Source organism: Kitasatospora sp. NPDC097691, assembly GCF_040302665.1.
In the GTDB taxonomy this organism is placed as follows: Bacteria; Actinomycetota; Actinomycetes; order Streptomycetales; family Streptomycetaceae; genus Kitasatospora.
The window spans coordinates 33597-51200 of the sequence record NZ_JBEORY010000047.1; the positions used below are offsets into that span (position 1 = coordinate 33597).

The following is a 17604-nucleotide window of genomic DNA, read 5'->3' on the forward strand; positions in this document are numbered from 1 at the left end:
CGACCTATAGGCATCCGCGGGGCCCGCGGCGGTGTTCTGCGGGGGCGTCCTGCGGGGGCGTCCTGCGGGGCGCTCAGCCCTGGCCGAGGGCGAGCAGGTCGGCCAGGTCGGTGCGGTCGGCGAGCCGGATGTCGTCGATCCGGGTGTCCGCGGCGGCCCGGTCGAGCAGCCGTCCGAAGTAGTCGGCGATCCGCTGCACGGTGGCCCGGTCGAGGAGGTCCCCGTCATAGGCGAACACCGCCTTGAGCGCGCCTCCGCTCTCCTCCAGCCTTACCACCAGGTCGAGTTGGCCCTCCTGCTGGCTGATCCCGATCCGGCTGATCCGCAGCCCGAGGTACTCGCGCTCCGGCCCGTACGGCGTGCCGGCCGGCACGTGGTCGAGCACGGGCAGCTGCCGGTCCGTGGTGATCATGGTGAGGGCGACCCGCAGCGGCGGGGTCACGGGGTGGCGGGCGTGCGTCCGGGCCTCGCCGAGCTGGCGCCCGACCGACTGCACCGCGTCGCGCACGGTGGTGCCGGGGGCGAAGCCGGCCCGCAGCGGCACGGTGCTGGCGAAGTAGCCGACGGCGTCGGCGCGTCGGCGCCGCTGCGACACCGGGACGCCGATCAGGAAGTCCCGTCGGCCGGTGTAGCGGTACAGGGCGGCCTGGAAGAGCCCGAGCAGGTAGCCGAACGGGATCGTGCCCGCCAGCGCCGCCCGCTCCCTGACCTCGGCGAACTCGTCCTCGGTGAGGTCGAGTTCGACCGTTCCGCCGCGGTAGCCGGGCACCGCGGGGCGCGGGCGGTCCAGCGCCAGCCCGATCGGTTCGGATCCCTCGCACACCGACCGCCAGTGCGCCTCGGCCCGCTCGGCGGCGGGAGTGCCCGGCAGCCCGCGTTCCTCGGCGACGTACGTCCGGTAGGGGAACGCGGCCGGCCTCGGCGGGAGTCCGCCGGTGGCGAGGAGTGCGTGGTGGTCCTCCAGGAGCTCGCGCAGCATCACGTGCTGGGAGGCGTAGTCGCTGATCATGTGGTGCGCGGTGAGGACCAGCGCGGCCTCCTGCCCGGGCCGGCGCAGCACCGTCACCCGGACCATCGGCTCCTCGGCCGGTGCGAACCCCTCCCGGCAGCGGTCGCGGACGGCGGCGAGGAAGGCCTCCTCGCCCTCGTCGGGCAGGTCCTCGACCCGCAGGACCCGGCCGGTGTCGGGGGCGGGTGCGAACCGGGGCCGGCCGGCGTCCTCGACGACGACCGAGCCGAGCAGTTCGTGCCGGGCCACCAGGGCGTCGACGGCGGTGGCGAGCGCGTCGGTGCGCAGCTCGCCGCGGATCCGCAGCGCGACGGCGATGACGTAGGCGCTGCTCTGGGGGGCCACGCGGTGCGCGGTCCAGATCATCTGCTGGCCGGCCGACAACGGCCGGTACTGCGGGTCGGCCGACAACGGCCGGGCGTGCGGGTCGGCCGACAACGGCCGGGCGTGCGGGTCGGGCGACATGGACGGGCTCCCAGGGGCCGGTCACCGGGCCCACGCTCCGGGGTCCGGGCGGGCCACCCGGTGGGATTCGGACCACCGTCCGGCACCCGGCTATAGCGCGCCCATATCGGCCTCCCTGCCACCGGCCGGCGCCGCCCGCCCGGCCCCGGAAACGCCGAACCGTGGTTGCGGCCTCTCCGGAGAGGCCGCAACCACGGAGTTCACGGGGTGCTCAGCCGGCGGAGTCCACCAGGCTGAGCGGGGCGGGGTCCTGGGCGACCGGCCCCGGGCCACCGGTCAGCCGGGACAGCCGGCCCGGCCACCAGAACTTCCGGCCGGTGTCGATCGCCAGGGCCGGGACGAGCACCGAGCGGACCAGGAAGGTGTCGATCAGGACGCCGAGCGCCACCATGGTGCCGATCTCGATGAACGCCGTCTGCGGGGAGGCGGTGAGCGCACCGAAGGTGGCCACCAGGACGGCGCCGGCACTGGTGATCACCCCGCCGGTGGCGGACAGGCCGCGACGGATGCCGTCGGCGTGCCCGAGCGCGCCGACCTCCTCCCGGATCCGGTGCAGCAGGAAGATGTTGTAGTCCACCCCGAGGGCGACCAGGAACAGGAAGGCCATCAGCATGACCTGGATGTCCACGGCCGGGAAGTGGAACACCTTGTCGAACAGCTGCCAGCTGATGCCGAGCGCGGCGAAGTAGGACAGCACCACGGTGAGCATCAGCAGCACCGGGGCGACCAGCGCCCGCAGCAGCACGATCAGGATCAGGAAGACCACGACCAGCACCAGCGGGATGACCAGTTTGCGGTCGTGGGCCTGCGCGATCTCCTTGTCCTGCTCGATGGCGGTGGGGCCACCGATCAGGGCGTTGGAACCGGGCACCGCGTGGGCCGCGGTGCGGATCCGCTCCACGGCGGCGACGGCGGCCGGGCTGTCGGCCGCGTCCTTGAGCACGGCCCGGACCATGGTCCGGGAGCCGTCGTTGGACGCCTTCGGTGCGCTGACCTCGGCCACGCCGTCGACGCCCTTGACCGCGGTGGCGACCGCGGTGGCCGCCCCGGTGTCGGAGATGACGATGACGGGCTTGGTCCGGCCGGCCGGGAAGTGCGCGGCCAGCAGTTCCTGACCGGCCACCGAGCCCGGCTTGCCGGTGACCACGTGGGCGTCGTCCAGACCGGTCTTGATGCCGACCGAACCGAACGCCACCACGCCGAGCAGCAACGCGGAGGTCAGCCAGACCGTCCGGGGCCGACGGCTGATCCGGGTGCCGATCCGGTCCCAGACCGTGCCCTTGCTGGCGGCCTTGGCGCGCCGTCCGGTCAGCGGTGCCCCGGGGCGCGGGATCGCCGGCCAGAAGATCCAGCGGCCGAGGATCACCAGCAGCGCCGGCAGCAGCGTGGTCATCGCGATGAAGCCGCAGATCACGGCGAGCGTGCCGGCCGGTCCGAAGGTGTAGTTGAAGCCCATGTCGGCGGCGAGCAGGCAGAGCAGGGCGATGGCGACGGTCGCCGCGGAGGCGGCGATCGCCGGGACGGAACGGCGCAGTGCGATCTTCATCGCGACGTGCCGGTCCTCGTGCTCGTACAGTTCCTCGCGGTACCGGGCGAGCAGCAGCATCGCGTAGTCGGTTCCGACGCCGAACAGCAGCGCGGTGACCACGATGCCGTTGCCGGAGTCCACCGTCACGCCGGTGACCTCGGCCATCACGTAGGTGAGGCCGCGGGACAGCGCGAAGGCGAAGCCGACGGTCAGCAGCGGGAGCAGCCAGAGCGACGGGCTGCGGTAGGTGTAGAGCAGCAGGCCGGCCACGACCACGATGGTGACCAGGGTCAGCACGTGTCCGGTCGACTTGGCCGCGTCCGCGGCGTCCAGCGAGGACCCGGCCGGGCCGGTGAGCTTGGCGGTCAGCCCGTCCGGCAGGTCGCCGGTGGCCCGGTCGCGGACCTTCTCCGCGTCCACGGGCAGCTTGGTGGTGTTGCTGTCGAGCGGGACGACGACGCTGAGCGCCTTGCCGTCGGAGGAGGTGGAGACGGCCTGCACCGGTCCGACCGCCCAGTCCCCGAAGGCCTTGCGGTCGGCCTCCGCCTTGGCCTTGTCGGCCTCGGTGACACCGGAGTCACGGACGTAGACCACGATGCCGTTGGAGATCTTGGCGTCCGGGAAGTTGTCGGCCGCGTCGGCCGCGTCGGTGGACTCGGCCCCGCGGGCGAGTTCGACGGTGACGCTGTTCTTCTCGACACCGGAGAGCTTGGCGCCCAGCGGTACCGAAACGACGGTGGCGATGATCCAGGCGACCAGCACCAGCCATTTGCCTACCCGGCTCCCCGGTAACCCGAGGAATCCGCCGCCGGACTTGCTGGATCCCGACATGGGATGTTCTCCTCATCTGTGGAGGCGTGCAATTCGATGAAGCCACGTCGATTCGGCGTGGTGCTGCGACTTCCGTTGCCGGGTCGCCCAGTTGCCGCTGGACGGCCCGGTGCTCCCTCTCCGGGAACGCACGGGGATCAGTTGTTCGGACGGTCCGGTCCGGGCTCACCCGGTATCCCGCCGGATGCGGGCTGCGCCGGGAAGGCGAAGAAGCGGGTGAGCACCGCACGGGCGCCCGGCGGGGTTTCCGACTCGGGGCGCTTGTAGCGGTAGAGCAGTTTGATGTACTCCTCGAAGAACTCCAGGAGTTCGTCGTAGGTGACCTTGATCTGCCCCCGGGAGATGGGCAGTCCTTCTCCCCAGGGTCCGTCCTCCGATCCGGCCTCCAGCTGGAGCCTGGCGAAGTGCTCCAGGTCGAAGGCCAGGTCGAGCCTGGTCATCTCGTCGATGACGGCACGCATCTCCGGGCTCTGGTCGACCCGGCGGGGGATCCGCAGATCCACCGGCGCCGTGCGCCACCAGCGTTCCCGGCCCTTGGAGAGTTCCGGGACCTCTTCGATGAAACCGTGCTGAGCCATCTGCCGGAGGTGGTAGCTGGTCAGGCCGCTGCTCTCACCCAGGGCCTTGGCCAGCGTGGTTGAGGTGGCGGGCCCTGACCTGAGCTGCTGCACGATCCGATTCCGCAGCGGGTGCGCCAACAGGCGTAGCGCCTCGATGTCGGTGACCTCACGTGTGACCGGCTTCGCATCGCGATCGACCATGCCACCACTGTAGGGGTTGCAAAATCTCCTTGCAAGTCTTCTTTGCAAGGAGATTTTGCTTCCTCCCAAGGGAGTTGACTCACCGTCCGGTCGGCACTGCCGCCAACTCGGCTGCCACGTCGTACTTCTGCACCCAGGACACGTCCGCCACCAGCGCGGACATCGCACCGCCGGGACCGCCGGCGCCGCCGGGACCTCCGGCACCGCCGGCACCGCCGGGGCCGCCAGGGCCGCTGCCGGGCGGCGCCAGCCGCTGCGACCCGCCCGCCAGCGAGCCGGCGCGCACCCGCGAGGTGTGGTCGAGCCGCAGCCGCTCGTACCGCCGCAGCGCCTCCGCCGGCCCCTCCGGGCCGGGCGCCCGGTCCGCCAGCACGGCGGCCAGCGCGACGGCGTCCTCGATCGCCTGACTGGCGCCCTGGCCGTGGTGCGGCAGCATCGGGTGCGCGGCGTCGCCGAGCAGCGTGCTGCGCGGCGTGCTCCAGGCGGGCAGCGGCTCCCGGTCGTACAGCGTCCAGTGCCACGTCTCCGTCGCCGCGGCCAGCAGGGCGGTCGCGGCCGGGTCCCAGCCGGCGAAGGCGTCGAGCAGTGCCCCGCGGTCGCCCGGCCGGCTCCAGGACTCCGCGCTGCCGCCGGTGTCCGGCAGCACGGCAACGAAGGAGATCTGCCGTCCGCCGTCCACCGGCTGCGCCATCAAACGGAGTTCGGCGCCCGCCCACACGTACATGGTGTCCGGGGCGACATCCGGGACGAGCTCGGCCGGGACGACGCCGCGCACCGCCGCCGTCCCCGAGAAGACCGGCTCGTCCGGGTGGCCCAGGGCCCGGCGGACCACCGAGTGCACCCCGTCCGCACCGACCAGCAGATCGGCCCGCGCGCTCGTTCCGTCGGCGAACTCCAGTCGCACGCCGTCCGGCCCTTCAGTGAACGCGACCAGCCGCCGACCGGTCCGGATCGCCCCGGCCGGCACCTGCTCCGCCAACAGCGCGTGCAGGTGGGCGCGGTGCACCGTGTAGTGCGGGGCACCGTACTCGGCCTCCCAGGAGGCGCCCATCGGCTGCCGGGTCAGCACCTTCGCCCCGTTGAACAGCCGCACCTCCAACGCCTCCGGGCGCACCGCGATCCCGCGCAGCCGGTCGGCCAGCCCGAACCGGTGCAGCAGCCGGCTGCCGTTCGGGGCCAGGTGCAACCCGGCGCCGACCTCCCGCAGTGCGGGCGCCTGTTCGAAGACCTCGACACCGATTCCCTTGCGGTGCAGTGCCATGGCGGCAGCCAGACCGCCGATACCGGCCCCGACCACCGCGACCCGCAGGTCCTCCTCGGCCATCGGCCGACCCCCTCTCGCTCCGCCCGGCAGCCCGCCGGGCCCGTTTTCGTCCACGGACAGGAAAAGGCCGACCGGACGGCCGGCCCCACAATGCGCCGCACCTACCGCCGGGCCGGCAACGGAATTCCGCCACCGCACGGCAGCCGCCTGGACAGGTATCCCAGCAGGTCGCTCCGGTGCGTTTCCGGATAGAAGTGGTCCCCGGCGAACAACCGGTGCTCGAATCCGGCCGAGGTCAGTTCGGCCCAGGTCCGGATGCCGACCAGGTCGCAGCGCGGGTCGCTGATGCCGACGCACCCGGCGATCGGCACGTCCAGCACCGCCGGCTCCGGGCGGTAGGTCCGCAGGACCCGGTAGTCGGCGCGCAGGGCGGGCATCAGCAGCTCGCGCAGGGCCGGTTCGGCGAACGCGTCCAGCCGGTGCCCCGAGACCTCCCGCAGGGAGGCCAGGATCTCGTCGTCACCGTCGCCCGGGAAGTCCCCGGGGACCACCCGGTGCGGGGCGACCCGACCCGACGCCACCAGCAACTCCGGCTGGCGAACCGGGAGTTCGGCCAGTCGACGGGCCACCTCGTAGGCCACCGCCGAGCCCATGCTGTGGCCGAACAGCGCGTACGGCCGGTCCAGCCAGGGCAGCAGCGCGGCCACCGAGCGGTCGGCCAGCTCGTCCATCGACCCGACCGGCGGCTCGGCCAGCCGGTCCTGCCGCCCGGGGTGGCACGCGGCGAGCACCGCCACCCCGGCCGGCAGGCCGGACCGCCAGTCGGCGAAGGCGGCGGAACCGGCCCCGGCGTGCGGGAAGCACACCAGGCGCAGCGCCGGGGGCTCGACCCCCGGGCGGTGCCGGAACCAGGACGCGTCGCCGGAATTCTTCGGATCAGCCATTTCCCGTCCTCCTCCATCCGGCCGTAGCATAACCGGCGGGAATTCTCCGAGGCGAACGATTCCGACGTATCGAATTAATATAGCCGGACCTTGGAAAATGCCTGCGGGAGCCACGCGCCCCGGCCCGCGCGCGGCACATTCCCGGGGATATTCCGCGGGCACTCCGGGGCACTCCAGCGGCGTTCCGGGGGCGTCCCGGGGACCGCCGGATCCGCCCGTCGGCCGCACCGTCGGGCCGCGCCGTCGGAGCCCCGGCCGGACGCTCCGCGATCCGCTGTGCCGCTCCCGGAACCACCGGGGTGTAGGTACCTACACCGGCGGACTCGGGGGTAAGACCCACTGCACCGGGCCGCCCGCGCGGCCAGACTTGAGGCCACGGAGCCAACGGGCTCCCGAATGGGGAGAGTTCATCATGGTGGACCAGACGTCAACCGTCCGGAGGGCAGGGCTCCCGGGCGCCCTGAGCGGCCGACGGCTGCGGCTCGACTTCAAGGCACCACTGCGCGGGCTGCGGCTCTTCGCACTGAAGATCCCGGCACTGGTGCTGTTCGCCCTCTCACTGGCCTCGATCGGCTACCTCGTCCTCGGGGTGGGCGTCCTGCTGCTCCCGGCCGCGACGGCCGGGCTGCGCCGCATCGCCGACCTCGCCCGGCGGCTCAACGGCCGGTGGGCGGGCGTCGAGATCGCCCGGCCGTACGTGCCGAAGCCCGCGTTCAGCGCCGGCCCGGTGGGCTGGGTGGAGCGCGTCCGGTGGATCCTGACGGACCGTGCGACCTGGCGGGACCTCGCCTGGGCGATCACCGACCCGGTGGTCGGCGGCGTCGCGGCGCTGCTGCCCGCCGCGCTGGTCGCGTACGGGATCGAGGGCGTTCTGCTGCCGCTCCTGTGGCACCCGCTCACCTCGGCCGGGTACGAGGACTGGTACGCCCTGGTGATCCACGTGCACGGCAGCTTCGGGATCGGCGCCCTGTTCGCCGTCCCGATCGGCCTGGCGTCCATCGCCCTGGGCCTGACCACCGGCCCGGCCCTGCTGCAGCTGCACGGCCGCTGGACGGCCGCGCTGCTGGCCCCCAGCGCCGAGGCCCTCCTCGGGCAGCGGGTCGAACAACTCGCCGCCACTCGAACGGAGGTGGTGGACAGTCAGGCCGCCGAGCTGCGCCGGATCGAGCGCGACCTGCACGACGGCGCCCAGGCCAGGCTGGTCGCGATGGGCATGCGGATCGGGGCCGCCGAGCAGCTGCTGTCGAGTGACCCGGAGGCGGCCCGCCGTCTGCTCGCCGAGGTCAAGGACTCCTCCTCCAAGGCGCTGAGCGAGCTGCGCAACCTGGTCCGCGGCATCCACCCGCCGGTGCTCTGCGACCGCGGCCTGTCGGAGGCGGTACGCGCCCTGGCCCTGGACAGCCCGCTGATCGTCGAGGTGGTCTCGGACGTGCCCGGCCGGGTGTCGCTGCCGGTCGAGTCCGCCGCCTACTTCGCGGTCTCCGAGCTGCTGACGAACGCCACCCGGCACTCCGGTGCCGCCCGGGTGTGGATCGACCTCGCGCACGGCGACAACCTGCTGCGGATCTCCGTCAGCGACGACGGCCACGGCGGGGTGGACCCGGACAAGGGCAGCGGACTGCGCGGAATCGAGCGCCGACTGGCCGCCTTTGATGGCATCCTCACTCTGAGCAGCCCCGAGTCCGGTCCGACCATGGCGATTCTGGAGATCCCGTGCGTGTTGTCATCGCCGAAGACCTCGTCCTCCTGAGGGAGGGGTTCGTCGCCATCCTGGAGGCCGCCGGCCTGGAGGTGGTGGCGGCGGTCAGCACCGGGCCGGCCCTCCTGGAGGCCCTGCTCACCCAGCGGCCGGACGTCGCGGTGGTCGACGTCCGGCTGCCGCCCACCTTCACCGACGAGGGTCTGCGGGCCGCCATCGCGGCCCGCAAGGAGATCCCCGGACTGCCGGTGCTGGTCCTCTCCCAGTACGTCGAACAGCTCTACGCCCGCGAGCTCCTGGCGGACAACAGCGGCGGCGTCGGGTACCTGCTGAAGGACCGGGTCTTCGACGTCGCCCAGTTCATGGACGCGCTGCACCGGGTCGCCGGCGGCGGCACCGCGCTGGACCCGGACGTCATCTCCAAACTGCTCTCCGGTGGGCGGCAGTCCGGCGCCCTGGCCCGGCTCACCCCGCGCGAGCGGGAGGTGCTGGCCCTGATGGCCGAGGGACGCTCCAACGCGGCGATCGCCCAACGCCTGGTGGTCAGCGGACGGGCCGTCAGCAAGCACACCGCGAGCATCTTCGCCCGGCTGGACCTCCCCGAGGACGACGACGACAACCGCCGGGTGCTGGCCGTCCTCGCCTACCTCAACGGCTGACCACCGCCCCGGCCGCACCCCGCCGCCACCGAAGCGGAACGCTCCGCACCCGCCGCGCACCCGCCCCCCGTCCGGCAGCGGCCCGGGGCAGCCTGCAGCGGCGAAATTGAAGCGATACAGATCCAAAAAGCGAGCTTCCTAGCCTGGGCGCCGATGGCGACAGAACGGGGGTAGCTCGATGGAGTTCAGTGTTCTCGGCCTGGTCTCGGTGAAGGACGCCCGCGGGGCGGAGGTGGGGCTCGACGGTGCCAAGCAACGCACGGTGCTGGCCGCCCTGCTGCTGGCCCGCGGCCGGGTGGTGACGGACGCCCGACTCAGCACACTGCTCTGGGACTGGAATCCACCGGCCACCATGAGCGCGCAGATCTACACCTACATCTCACGGCTGCGCAAGCGGCTCGGTCCCCGGGTGCGACTCTCCCGCCAAGGCCCCGGCTACCAGCTGGACATCGGCGACACCCGGTTCGACCTGGTCGAGTTCGAGCGGCTCACCCGGCAGGCCAGGTCCGCCCTCGCGGCGTCCCGGTTCGACTCCGCCGCACGGGACTTTGAAGCCGCACTCGCCCTCTGGCAGGGGCCGGCGCTCGGCAACGTCACCGAGGCCCTCGCCCAACTGGAGGTGCCCGGACTGGAGGAGGCCCGGACGGCCGCGCTGGAGGGCCGGGTCGAAGCCGACCTGGCGCTCGGCCGGCACCAGCGGCTTGTCCCCGAGCTGACCTCGCTGGTCACCGAACTCCCCCTGCGGGAAAGGCTGCGGGCCCAGCTGATGACGGCGCTCTACCGTTCCGGCCGGCGCGCCGACGCGCTCGCCGCCTACCAGCAGGGCCGGCGCATCCTCGCCCACGAGATCGGCGTGGACCCGGGCCCCGAGCTGACCGCCGTCCACCAGGCGGTCCTGACCGACAGCCCGGAACTCCTCACCGGGCCCGGCGGGCCGCAACCGGCCGTGGTCCGGCCGACCAGGACGGCCGGACCCGAGCACGTCCGGGGCCGGGAGAACCTGCTCGCACTGGTGCACTCCAGCCTCCCGGTGCGCGGCGAGGACGTGCTGGCCGCCATGGTCCGGGCCGGGCTGTTGAAGGTCCGCGAGCCCGGCCACGACGGGACGCCCCGCTACTGGGTGGGCGAGCCCTCGCTCCTGGTGCCGCACGACTCCGCGGAGTGCGCGGCCTGCGCCCTGCGCGCGGAGCCGTATATGGAGTCCGCATAGGAACCGGGGGGAGCCTTCCTCCCGCGGTCCACGCCGCCGGGACGGAGCACCGCCCGGCCGCGCGGCAGCCGCCCGACACCCTTCCGCTCCTTCCGCAGAATCGAGGGACACCATGTCCGACACCGAAGTCACCGGCATCCTGGACGCCGAGCGCAAGGCCCTGGTCAAGCAGATCGTGTGCGACGTGCTGGAGGTCGAGCCGGCGGAGCTGGGCGAGGCCGACGACTTCGTCGAGCAGCACGAGGCCGACTCACTGGCCGGCCTGACCATCCTCGCCACGCTGGAGCGCGACCTCCACATCGAGCTGGCGCAGGAGGAACTGGAGCGGATGACCAACCTGGCCGGTGTCTACGCCGTCGTCGCCGAGGCCGAGTCCCGGTGACCACCGTCGACCCGGCCCGGGGGCGCCGAGTGGTGCTGACCGGCCTCGGCCTGGTCTCCGCCATCGGGATCGGCGTCGACGCGTTCGCCTCCGGCCTGCGGGCCGGGGCGAGCGGCGTCAAGCCCATCACCGCGTTCGACACCGCGGGCTTCGAGTACGCCAACGCCGGCGAGATCACCGACTTCGACCCGGCCGAGCACCTGCGCACCGTCCGCCCCGAGGACCTCGGCCGGGCCTCGCAGTTCTCGGCCGCCGCCGCCCGGATGGCCTTCGAGGACTCCGGGCTCGACCGGGAACGGCTGCTGGCCGCCCGGACCGTGGTCGCCGTCGGCACCACCGACGGCGAGACCCGCGACCTCGACGCGCTGGTCGGCCGGCAGATCGCCGAGGGCCCGGAGCAGGTCGACCCGGTGCTGGCGCGCCGCGTCGGCAACGAGCAGCTCTCCGCCGGGATCGTCCGCGAGCTCGGCCTGGTCGACGTCGAGGCCGCGACCGTCCCGACCGCGTGCGCCGCCGGCAACTACGCGGTCGGCTACGGCTACGACGCGATCCGGCTCGGGGACGCCGACCTGGCCCTGTGCGGCGGCGCCGACGCGCTCTGCCGCAAGACCTTCGCGGGCTTCTACCGGCTGGGCACGATCGCCCCCGAGGTCTGCCGGCCGTTCGACGTGAACCGCCAGGGCATCCTCACCGGCGAGGGCGCCGGCATCCTGCTGATGGAGTCGCTGGACTCCGCGCTCGCCCGCGGCGCCCGGATCTACGCCGAGGTGCTGGGCTACGGCCTGACCTGCGACGCCCAGCACCCCGTCGCCCCGGACGAGGACAGCATCGCCCGGTGCATCCGGATCGCCCAGCGCAACGCGGGGGTGACCCCGGACCAGGTCGACTTCATCAGCGCGCACGGCACCGGCACCAAGGCCAACGACATCACCGAGTCCCGTGCGATCCGGCGGGTCTTCGGCGAACGGCCGCCCGCCACCGTCTCGATCAAGTCGATGATCGGGCACTCGATGGGCGCCGCGAGTGCGATCGCCGCCGCGGCCTGCGCCATCGCCCTCACCGAGCGCTTCATCCCGCCCACCATCAACCACGTCGAGACCGACCCGGAGATCGGCCTGGACGTGGTGCCGAACGTGGCCCGGCCGGCCGACCTGCGCGTGGTGCAGAACAACGCACTGGCCTTCGGCGGCAACAACGCCGTCCTGCTGCTGGGTGCCGCGCCCACCGCCGCCTGACGGCACCCCGACGATCAGGAGCTCTCACGTGACCACCGATTCCCCGCCGGACCGGCCGATCGTGCTGTCGGGCTGGTCGGCCGCCTCGCCCTTCGGCCTCGGCGCCGAGGCCTTCACCGACGGGCTGACGGCCGGCCACGCGGCGACCGCGCCGCTGGACCGGGACCACTGGGGCGGCCCGTACGACACGGCCGGCCTGATCCCCGACTTCACCGTCGCGGGCGTGCTCGGCCGCAAGGGCACCCGCGCCCTGGACCGCTCCACCGGCATCGCGCTCGCCACCGTCGGCCTGCTGCTCGACCAGTACGACGGTGAACTCGGCGCCGATCCCGAGGACATCGGACTGGTCCTGGGCATCGGTGCCACCAGCGTCCAGAGCATCATGGACTTCTCCCGGGCCTCCCAGGCCGGCGAGCGGCCCTACGACGTGGACCCGGCGCTCTTCCCCAACACCGTGCAGAACCGGGCGACCGGCGCCGGCGCCATCCGCTACGGCCTGAAGGGCCCGAACACCACCATCAGCGGCGGTTCCCTGACCTCGCTGCTGGCACTCAACTACGCGGTCCGGATGCACCGCCAGGGCCACGGCCGGGTCTTCCTCTGCGGCGCCGTCGAGGAGTACTCGGCCCAGCGGGCCCGGCTGGAGTGGCACGGCGGCGGCCCCGGGGGCGGCGGAGCACCCGGCCCGCTGGGCGAGGGCTGCGCCGTGTTCCTCACCGAGACCGCGGCCGGGGCGCGCGCGGCCGGGAGGCAGCCGCTGGCCACCGTGCTCGGCTCGCGCTTCCTCGCCTTCCACAGCCCCGGGAGCGTGGGGGCCACCCTGGCGCGCGCCGTCACCGAGGTGCTCGCCGCCGCCGGCGCCACCGCCGCCGACGTCCGGGTGGTCGCGCCCGGCGAGGCGCCGGGCCCGCTCGGCGCGCAGGAGGAGGCCGGGCTGGACCGGGCGCTCGGCCCGGCCGCAGCGGCCGCAGCGGCTCCGGTCCGGCTCCGCGTCCGCCGGCTGCTCGGCGACACCGGCGCGGCCTCCGCCGGGTTCCAGCTCGCCGCCGTCCTCGCGCTGGCCCGCACGCAGCAGCAGCCGGACGGAGCGCTGGCCCTGGTCACCTCGGTCAGCCCGGCGGGGACGGTCGGCTGCACCCTGCTCCGGCTGGAGCACCCCGCCGTCGCCTGACCGGCCCCGGCCGACGCCCGGCACCACCCCGTCCGACCCGGCCGGGTCGGCCTCACCGGCCGGCCCGGCCGGTCCCATCGAGCCGACCGATCCGACCGATCCCCATCGATCCGACCGCGCGACCCCGAGGAGAGACCATGACCACCCCGTCCGTCCCCGTACCGCCGCCGGCGGAACAGCCCACGCCCCGCCCGATCGCCCTGGTCACCGGGGGCTCCCGCGGCATCGGCCGGGCCGTGGTCGAACGCCTCGCCCAGGACGGCCACGACATCGCGTTCTGCTACCGCAGCGACGACGCCGCCGCGGAGCGGACCGCCGACCTGGCCCGCGCCCACGGCGCCCGGGTGCTGACCCGCCGGCTCGACGTCGCCGACCGGGCGGCGGCCGAGGAGTTCGTCGCCGAGGTGACGGCGGGCCTCGGCCCGGTGGACGCCCTGGTCGCCTCGGCCGGAGTGCTGCGGGACCGTCCGGCCGCCCTGATGAGCGGCGCCGAGTGGGACACCGTGCTGCGCACCAACCTGGACGGCACGTTCAACGTCTGCCGGCCGGCCCTGCTCCCGATGATCAAGCGTGGCCGCGGCGCCATCGTCACCCTCTCCTCCGTCGTCGGGCTCACCGGGAACGCCACCCAGGCCAACTACGCCGCCTCCAAGGCCGGCCTGGTCGGCCTGACCAAGGCCCTGGCCAAGGAGGTCGGCCCGCACGGCGTCCGGGTCAACGCCGTGGCCCCCGGGCTGATCGCGACCGACATGAGCGCCGGCCTGTCGACGAAGCGGGAGCGGGAACTGCTGCGCCGGATCCCGATGGGGCGCTTCGGCACCGCGCACGAGGTGGCCGACCTGGTCGCCTTCCTGGTGTCGCCGCGCGCCGCCTACCTCACCGGCGAGGTCCTCCGGATCGACGGCGGCATCGCCCTCTGAGCGCGCCGCGCGCGCCCGGCCCTCCGAGCCCGCTGAGCCCTTGACCCCCGCAACCCCCACCGCACGACCGCCCCACCGCACCGGCCGCGACCCCCACCGCACACGCCGGAACGCCGTCGGCCGTCACGGGATCCCCGTGACGGCCGACGGCGTTGTAGCGGTCCCCCGTACACCCGGTCAGTTCCACTCCTCGCTGCCGGGACCGTCGATCGGCAGGGGGGCCGACACGATCGGGCCGCCGGCGCGGACCTGGGCGGCGGCGGGCCCGCCCTCGGACGCCATCAGTCCGAGGGACAGGGTGGCAGCCATGCCGAGCACAACCAGGGCCGGCCGGAACGTGTTCACGAGTCGGACGTAGCGCACTGCCGCATCTCCTCAAGAATGGGTTTCCCTCGCTTCTGAAACGAGGTTATGCAGTCGCCACTTCAAGCTCTTATCGATACGTTCTTGTCCGGTTCTCAAGCGATATCCGACCGGTCCGGCAGCCTCGTCACCTCCAGCGGGGGCACACCAGGTCGGGTTCCGCCACCCCCCGGGGGCCCTCCTCCCCGCGGAGGTCCTCCATCGCCCCGATCAGCTCGGCCAGGTGCTTCTCGGCCTGCTCGACCAACCGCGGCGACTTCAGGGCCTCGAAGGCGTCCCGGGCGCTGACCAGCCGCCGGAACGCCTCGTCGAAGCGCCCCAGCCGCCGCAGCACCTCCCCGAGCCCCAGGCCGAGCCGGGCGTTGAGCAGCGGGACGTCGATCCGCTGCGCCACCCCGAGCCCGGTCTGCAGCGTCGCCAGGGCCTCGTACGGCCGGCCGGAGCGCAGCTGCGCCTCGCCCAGGCCGAGCAGGGCGTGCGTCTCGCCGCGCCGGTCGTGCTTCTGCCGGACGATCTGCAGCACCCGCCGGAAGTTGTCCTCGGCCTCGTCGAACCGGTCGAGCGCCAGGTACGCGCCGGCCAACCGGTTGACGGCCTGCGCCGCGCCCCTGGTCCGGCCGATCCGGTCGAAGACGCCGACCGCTTCCACGGCCAGCCGCAGCGAGGAGTCCAGCGCGCCCTGCTCCCGCTCGATCACCGACATCTGGCCCAGGGTGTGGGCGAGCGCGGAGGCGTCGCCGACCTCCCGGAACACCTCCCGGGCCTCCTGCAGGCGCTCCATCGCCAGCCGGTGGTCGCCGTGGATCCGGTCGATGATCACCATGTTGCGCAGCGCCAGCGCGTGACCGTAGCGGTGGCCGATCCGCGCGAACAGCCGCACCGCGTTCTCGCACCAGGTCTGCGCCTCGTGGAAGCGCTCCTGGAACATCTCGACGGCGGCCAGCTCGTGGCACATCACGGCCTCGCCGAGCTCGTTCCCGGCCCGCCGCGCCGCCTCCAGGGAGCGCTCGCAGGTGAGCCGCCAGTTCTCGTGGTGGTTGCGGATCTCGAACAGCACCACCGAGGAGGCGGTGAGGTCCCAGGCCAGTTCGTCCAGCGACAGCTCACAGGCCTGGAGCACCGAGGCGACCAGTGACTCGCGCTCCGTCTCGAACCACCGCAGCGGGGACTCCAGCAGCTCGTCGGTGTGGGCGCGGTCCAGCGGGCGGCGTTCCGCGGAGCCGTGCACCACCGAGAAGTCGCCGCCGTACTCGCGCCGGTGGGCCTCCTCGGCCAGGGCGAGCCAGGTCTGCAGCACCCGGGTCACCGCCTCCCGCCGCTCGGCCTCCTGCTCCTCCAGCTCGGCGCGCTCGCGCGCGTACAGCCGCAGCAGGGTCTGGAAGCGGTAGCGCAGCGCGCCGGTGGCGTCCGTGCCCGCCGCCTCCAGCAGTTGCGCGTCGACCAGGTGCTCGATCAGGTTCTCGGCCTGCGTCGGCGGCATGTCGAGCAGGGCTCCGCCGACCCAGGCGGTGAAGTCGGGCATCGCCAGCAGTCCGAGCCGCCGGTACATCCGGGCCACGTCCACCGGCAGGTCGCGGTAGCTGAGGCCGAAGCTCACCCGGACCTCCAGGTCCCCGGCGGTCAGCTCGTCCAGCCGCCAGCACTCGTTCGCGAGCCGGGCGGCCAGGTGCCGTACGTTCCAGTGCGGCTTCGAGGCCAGCCGGGCCGCGGCGATGCGCAGGGCCAGCGGTGTCCGGTCGCAGAGCCGGACGAGCCGGCGCGCGCCGTCCGGGTCGTCGGTGACCCGGTCCGCTCCGGCGATCATGCCGAGCAGTGCCAGGGCGTCCGGCTCCGGCAGCGGGTCGAGCCGCAGCCGGACCCTGCTGTGGCCGACCGCGAGGTGGTCCTGCTGGTCCTCCCGGCTGGTGACCACGACGCAGGAACGCCCGCCGTCGGGCAGCAGGTCGCGGATCTGGTTGAAGGAGTGGGCGTTGTCCAGGATGACCAGGACGCGGCGCTCGGCCAGGATCGCCCGGTACAGCGACACCCGGTCGTCGTGGGCGGTGGGGATCCGTTCCCCGGGCACCCGGAGGGATCGGAGGAAACGATTCAGCACATCCCCGGGTTCGGCCGGGGAACGGTGCTCGTCGTAGCCGAACAGGTCCGCGTAGAGCTGTCCGTCGGGGAACTGCTCGGTCACCCGGTGCGCCCAGTACAGGGCGAGGCCGGTCTTGCCGACCCCGGGGAATCCGGTGACGAAGCCACGGGCCGGCCCACCGCCCCTGGATTCGTCATCCAACAGGAGGTCCAGGGAGGCGAGTTCGGACTCACGGCCGACGAAGGCCGAGACCGGCGGCGGCAGTCCGCCCAGCGCGCGGCGGGGCGAGTCGTCGGCCGCCTCGAGCTCCGGGACGACGTAGTCCTCGACCGACAGCGCGGGCGCGGCGACCGTCTCCTGCGGGGAGCCGAGCAGCATCAGCTCGGGGTCGTCGCGCAGGATCGCGTCGTGCAGCCGCTGGATCACCGGGCCCGGTTCCAGGCCGAGCTCCTCGACGAACTGCTGGCGCCCGTCCCGGAACGTCTCGGTCGCCTCGGCCCTCCGCCCGGCCCGGTACTGGGCGAGCATCAGGTTGTACCTCAGCTGCTCGCGCAGCGGGTTCTCCCGCATCACGGCGGCCAGTTGGGGGATCAGCTCCTGGTGCCGGCCGAGCCCGAGCTCCAGCCCGGTGAGCTCCTCGTAGACCATCAGCCGCTGTTCCTCCAGCGCGACGGCCGCACCCTCGACCCGACGGCCGGTCACCCCGGCCAGTGCCGGGCCGCGCCAGACGTCCAGCGCCAGCCGGTAGAGGCCGGCCGCGTCCTCGTTGCGCCCCTCCCGGCGCGCCTGCGCGGCCTCGTTCAGCAGGCGGTCGAAGTGCACGGAGTCCAGGGTGTTGCCCGCGGCCTGCAAGCGGTAGCCGGGGTGCGCGGTGAGGATGACCTCCCGCGGGCACTCGACCGCACGGAACGCCTTGCGCAGTGCGGCGACGCAGATCGCCACCTGGGTCCTCGCGGTCGAGGGCGGCTGCCCTTCCCAGACCGCCTCGACGAGGCTGTCGACCGACACCTCCTTTCCCCAGGCCAGTACCAGCATCGCCATGATGGTGCGCTGACGCGCCCCACCTATCGCCACCGGCCGACTTTG

The 17604-nt window shown here is 73.5% G+C and carries 14 protein-coding genes; 7 read left to right on the forward strand and 7 right to left on the reverse strand.

Annotated features, from left to right (window positions below):
* Nucleotides 1–73 precede the first annotated feature (73 nt).
* The 5 genes from ABTY56_RS27175 to ABTY56_RS27195 all read right to left on the reverse strand — a co-directional run bounded on the left by ABTY56_RS27175 (nt 74) and on the right by ABTY56_RS27195 (nt 6802).
* A complete protein-coding gene (locus ABTY56_RS27175; RefSeq protein WP_350631808.1) occupies nt 74–1474 on the reverse strand; it encodes a condensation domain-containing protein in 1401 nt (466 codons plus the stop codon).
* A gap of 211 nt (nt 1475–1685) precedes the next feature.
* Nucleotides 1686–3833, reverse strand: a complete 2148-nt coding sequence (locus ABTY56_RS27180; RefSeq protein WP_350631809.1) for an MMPL family transporter — start codon at nt 3831–3833, stop codon at nt 1686–1688.
* Nucleotides 3834–3970: 137 nt separating this feature from the next.
* Complete coding sequence (locus tag ABTY56_RS27185) at nt 3971–4594, reverse strand: ArsR/SmtB family transcription factor (RefSeq protein WP_350631810.1); 624 nt, start codon at nt 4592–4594, stop codon at nt 3971–3973.
* A gap of 79 nt (nt 4595–4673) precedes the next feature.
* Complete coding sequence (locus ABTY56_RS27190; RefSeq protein ID WP_350631811.1) at nt 4674–5918, reverse strand: FAD-dependent monooxygenase; 1245 nt, start codon at nt 5916–5918, stop codon at nt 4674–4676.
* A gap of 101 nt (nt 5919–6019) precedes the next feature.
* Nucleotides 6020–6802 carry a thioesterase II family protein gene (locus tag ABTY56_RS27195; RefSeq protein WP_350631812.1) on the reverse strand — a complete coding sequence of 261 codons (783 nt, stop codon included), beginning with the start codon at nt 6800–6802 and terminating at the stop codon, nt 6020–6022.
* 412 nt (nt 6803–7214) lie between these two features.
* On the opposite strand from ABTY56_RS27195, the gene ABTY56_RS27200 reads away from it, so the two are divergent.
* The 7 genes from ABTY56_RS27200 (at nt 7215) to fabG (ending at nt 14078) form a co-directional block, all read left to right on the forward strand.
* The gene (locus tag ABTY56_RS27200; RefSeq protein ID WP_350631813.1) at nt 7215–8552 is read left to right on the forward strand and encodes a sensor histidine kinase; all 1338 of its coding nucleotides are present in this window, start codon (nt 7215–7217) and stop codon (nt 8550–8552) included.
* On the forward strand, nt 8516–9160 hold the full coding sequence (locus ABTY56_RS27205) for a response regulator transcription factor (RefSeq protein WP_350631814.1): 645 nt from the start codon (nt 8516–8518) through the stop codon (nt 9158–9160). The genes ABTY56_RS27200 and ABTY56_RS27205 overlap by 37 nt, the downstream gene beginning before the upstream one ends.
* Before the next feature lie 178 nt (nt 9161–9338).
* Nucleotides 9339–10370 carry an AfsR/SARP family transcriptional regulator gene (locus ABTY56_RS27210; RefSeq protein WP_350631815.1) on the forward strand — a complete coding sequence of 344 codons (1032 nt, stop codon included), beginning with the start codon at nt 9339–9341 and terminating at the stop codon, nt 10368–10370.
* Between the two features lie 112 nt (nt 10371–10482).
* The gene (locus ABTY56_RS27215; RefSeq protein ID WP_350631816.1) at nt 10483–10752 is read left to right on the forward strand and encodes an acyl carrier protein; all 270 of its coding nucleotides are present in this window, start codon (nt 10483–10485) and stop codon (nt 10750–10752) included.
* On the forward strand, nt 10749–11987 hold the full coding sequence (locus ABTY56_RS27220; RefSeq protein WP_350631817.1) for a beta-ketoacyl-[acyl-carrier-protein] synthase family protein: 1239 nt from the start codon (nt 10749–10751) through the stop codon (nt 11985–11987). The genes ABTY56_RS27215 and ABTY56_RS27220 overlap by 4 nt, the downstream gene beginning before the upstream one ends.
* Before the next feature lie 28 nt (nt 11988–12015).
* Nucleotides 12016–13158, forward strand: a complete 1143-nt coding sequence (locus ABTY56_RS27225) for a beta-ketoacyl synthase N-terminal-like domain-containing protein (RefSeq protein ID WP_350631818.1) — start codon at nt 12016–12018, stop codon at nt 13156–13158.
* A 137-nt stretch (nt 13159–13295) separates the two neighbouring features.
* On the forward strand, nt 13296–14078 hold the full coding sequence (fabG, locus tag ABTY56_RS27230) for a 3-oxoacyl-ACP reductase FabG (protein WP_350631819.1): 783 nt from the start codon (nt 13296–13298) through the stop codon (nt 14076–14078).
* 177 nt (nt 14079–14255) lie between these two features.
* Here the strand turns inward: fabG and ABTY56_RS27235 are convergent, their stop codons facing one another.
* Both ABTY56_RS27235 and ABTY56_RS27240 read right to left on the reverse strand, forming a co-directional pair.
* Nucleotides 14256–14441 (reverse strand): hypothetical protein, encoded by a 186-nt coding sequence (locus tag ABTY56_RS27235; RefSeq protein WP_350631820.1) that lies wholly within the window; start codon nt 14439–14441, stop codon nt 14256–14258.
* 127 nt (nt 14442–14568) lie between these two features.
* Nucleotides 14569–17592 (reverse strand): AfsR/SARP family transcriptional regulator, encoded by a 3024-nt coding sequence (locus ABTY56_RS27240; RefSeq protein WP_350631821.1) that lies wholly within the window; start codon nt 17590–17592, stop codon nt 14569–14571.
* Nucleotides 17593–17604: the final 12 nt, after the last annotated feature.

Bases quoted from the DNA above. Each gene is read 5' to 3' on its own strand.
- ABTY56_RS27200 (WP_350631813.1), top strand. From the start codon at position 7,215: ATGGTGGACCAGACGTCAACCGTCCGGAGGGCAGGGCTCCCGGGCGCC.
- fabG (WP_350631819.1), top strand. From the start codon at position 13,296: ATGACCACCCCGTCCGTCCCCGTACCGCCGCCGGCGGAACAGCCCACG.
- ABTY56_RS27175 (WP_350631808.1), bottom strand. From the start codon at position 1,474: ATGTCGCCCGACCCGCACGCCCGGCCGTTGTCGGCCGACCCGCACGCC.
- ABTY56_RS27215 (WP_350631816.1), top strand. From the start codon at position 10,483: ATGTCCGACACCGAAGTCACCGGCATCCTGGACGCCGAGCGCAAGGCC.
- ABTY56_RS27190 (WP_350631811.1), bottom strand. From the start codon at position 5,918: ATGGCCGAGGAGGACCTGCGGGTCGCGGTGGTCGGGGCCGGTATCGGC.
- ABTY56_RS27210 (WP_350631815.1), top strand. From the start codon at position 9,339: ATGGAGTTCAGTGTTCTCGGCCTGGTCTCGGTGAAGGACGCCCGCGGG.
- ABTY56_RS27195 (WP_350631812.1), bottom strand. From the start codon at position 6,802: ATGGCTGATCCGAAGAATTCCGGCGACGCGTCCTGGTTCCGGCACCGC.
- ABTY56_RS27185 (WP_350631810.1), bottom strand. From the start codon at position 4,594: ATGGTCGATCGCGATGCGAAGCCGGTCACACGTGAGGTCACCGACATC.
- ABTY56_RS27180 (WP_350631809.1), bottom strand. From the start codon at position 3,833: ATGTCGGGATCCAGCAAGTCCGGCGGCGGATTCCTCGGGTTACCGGGG.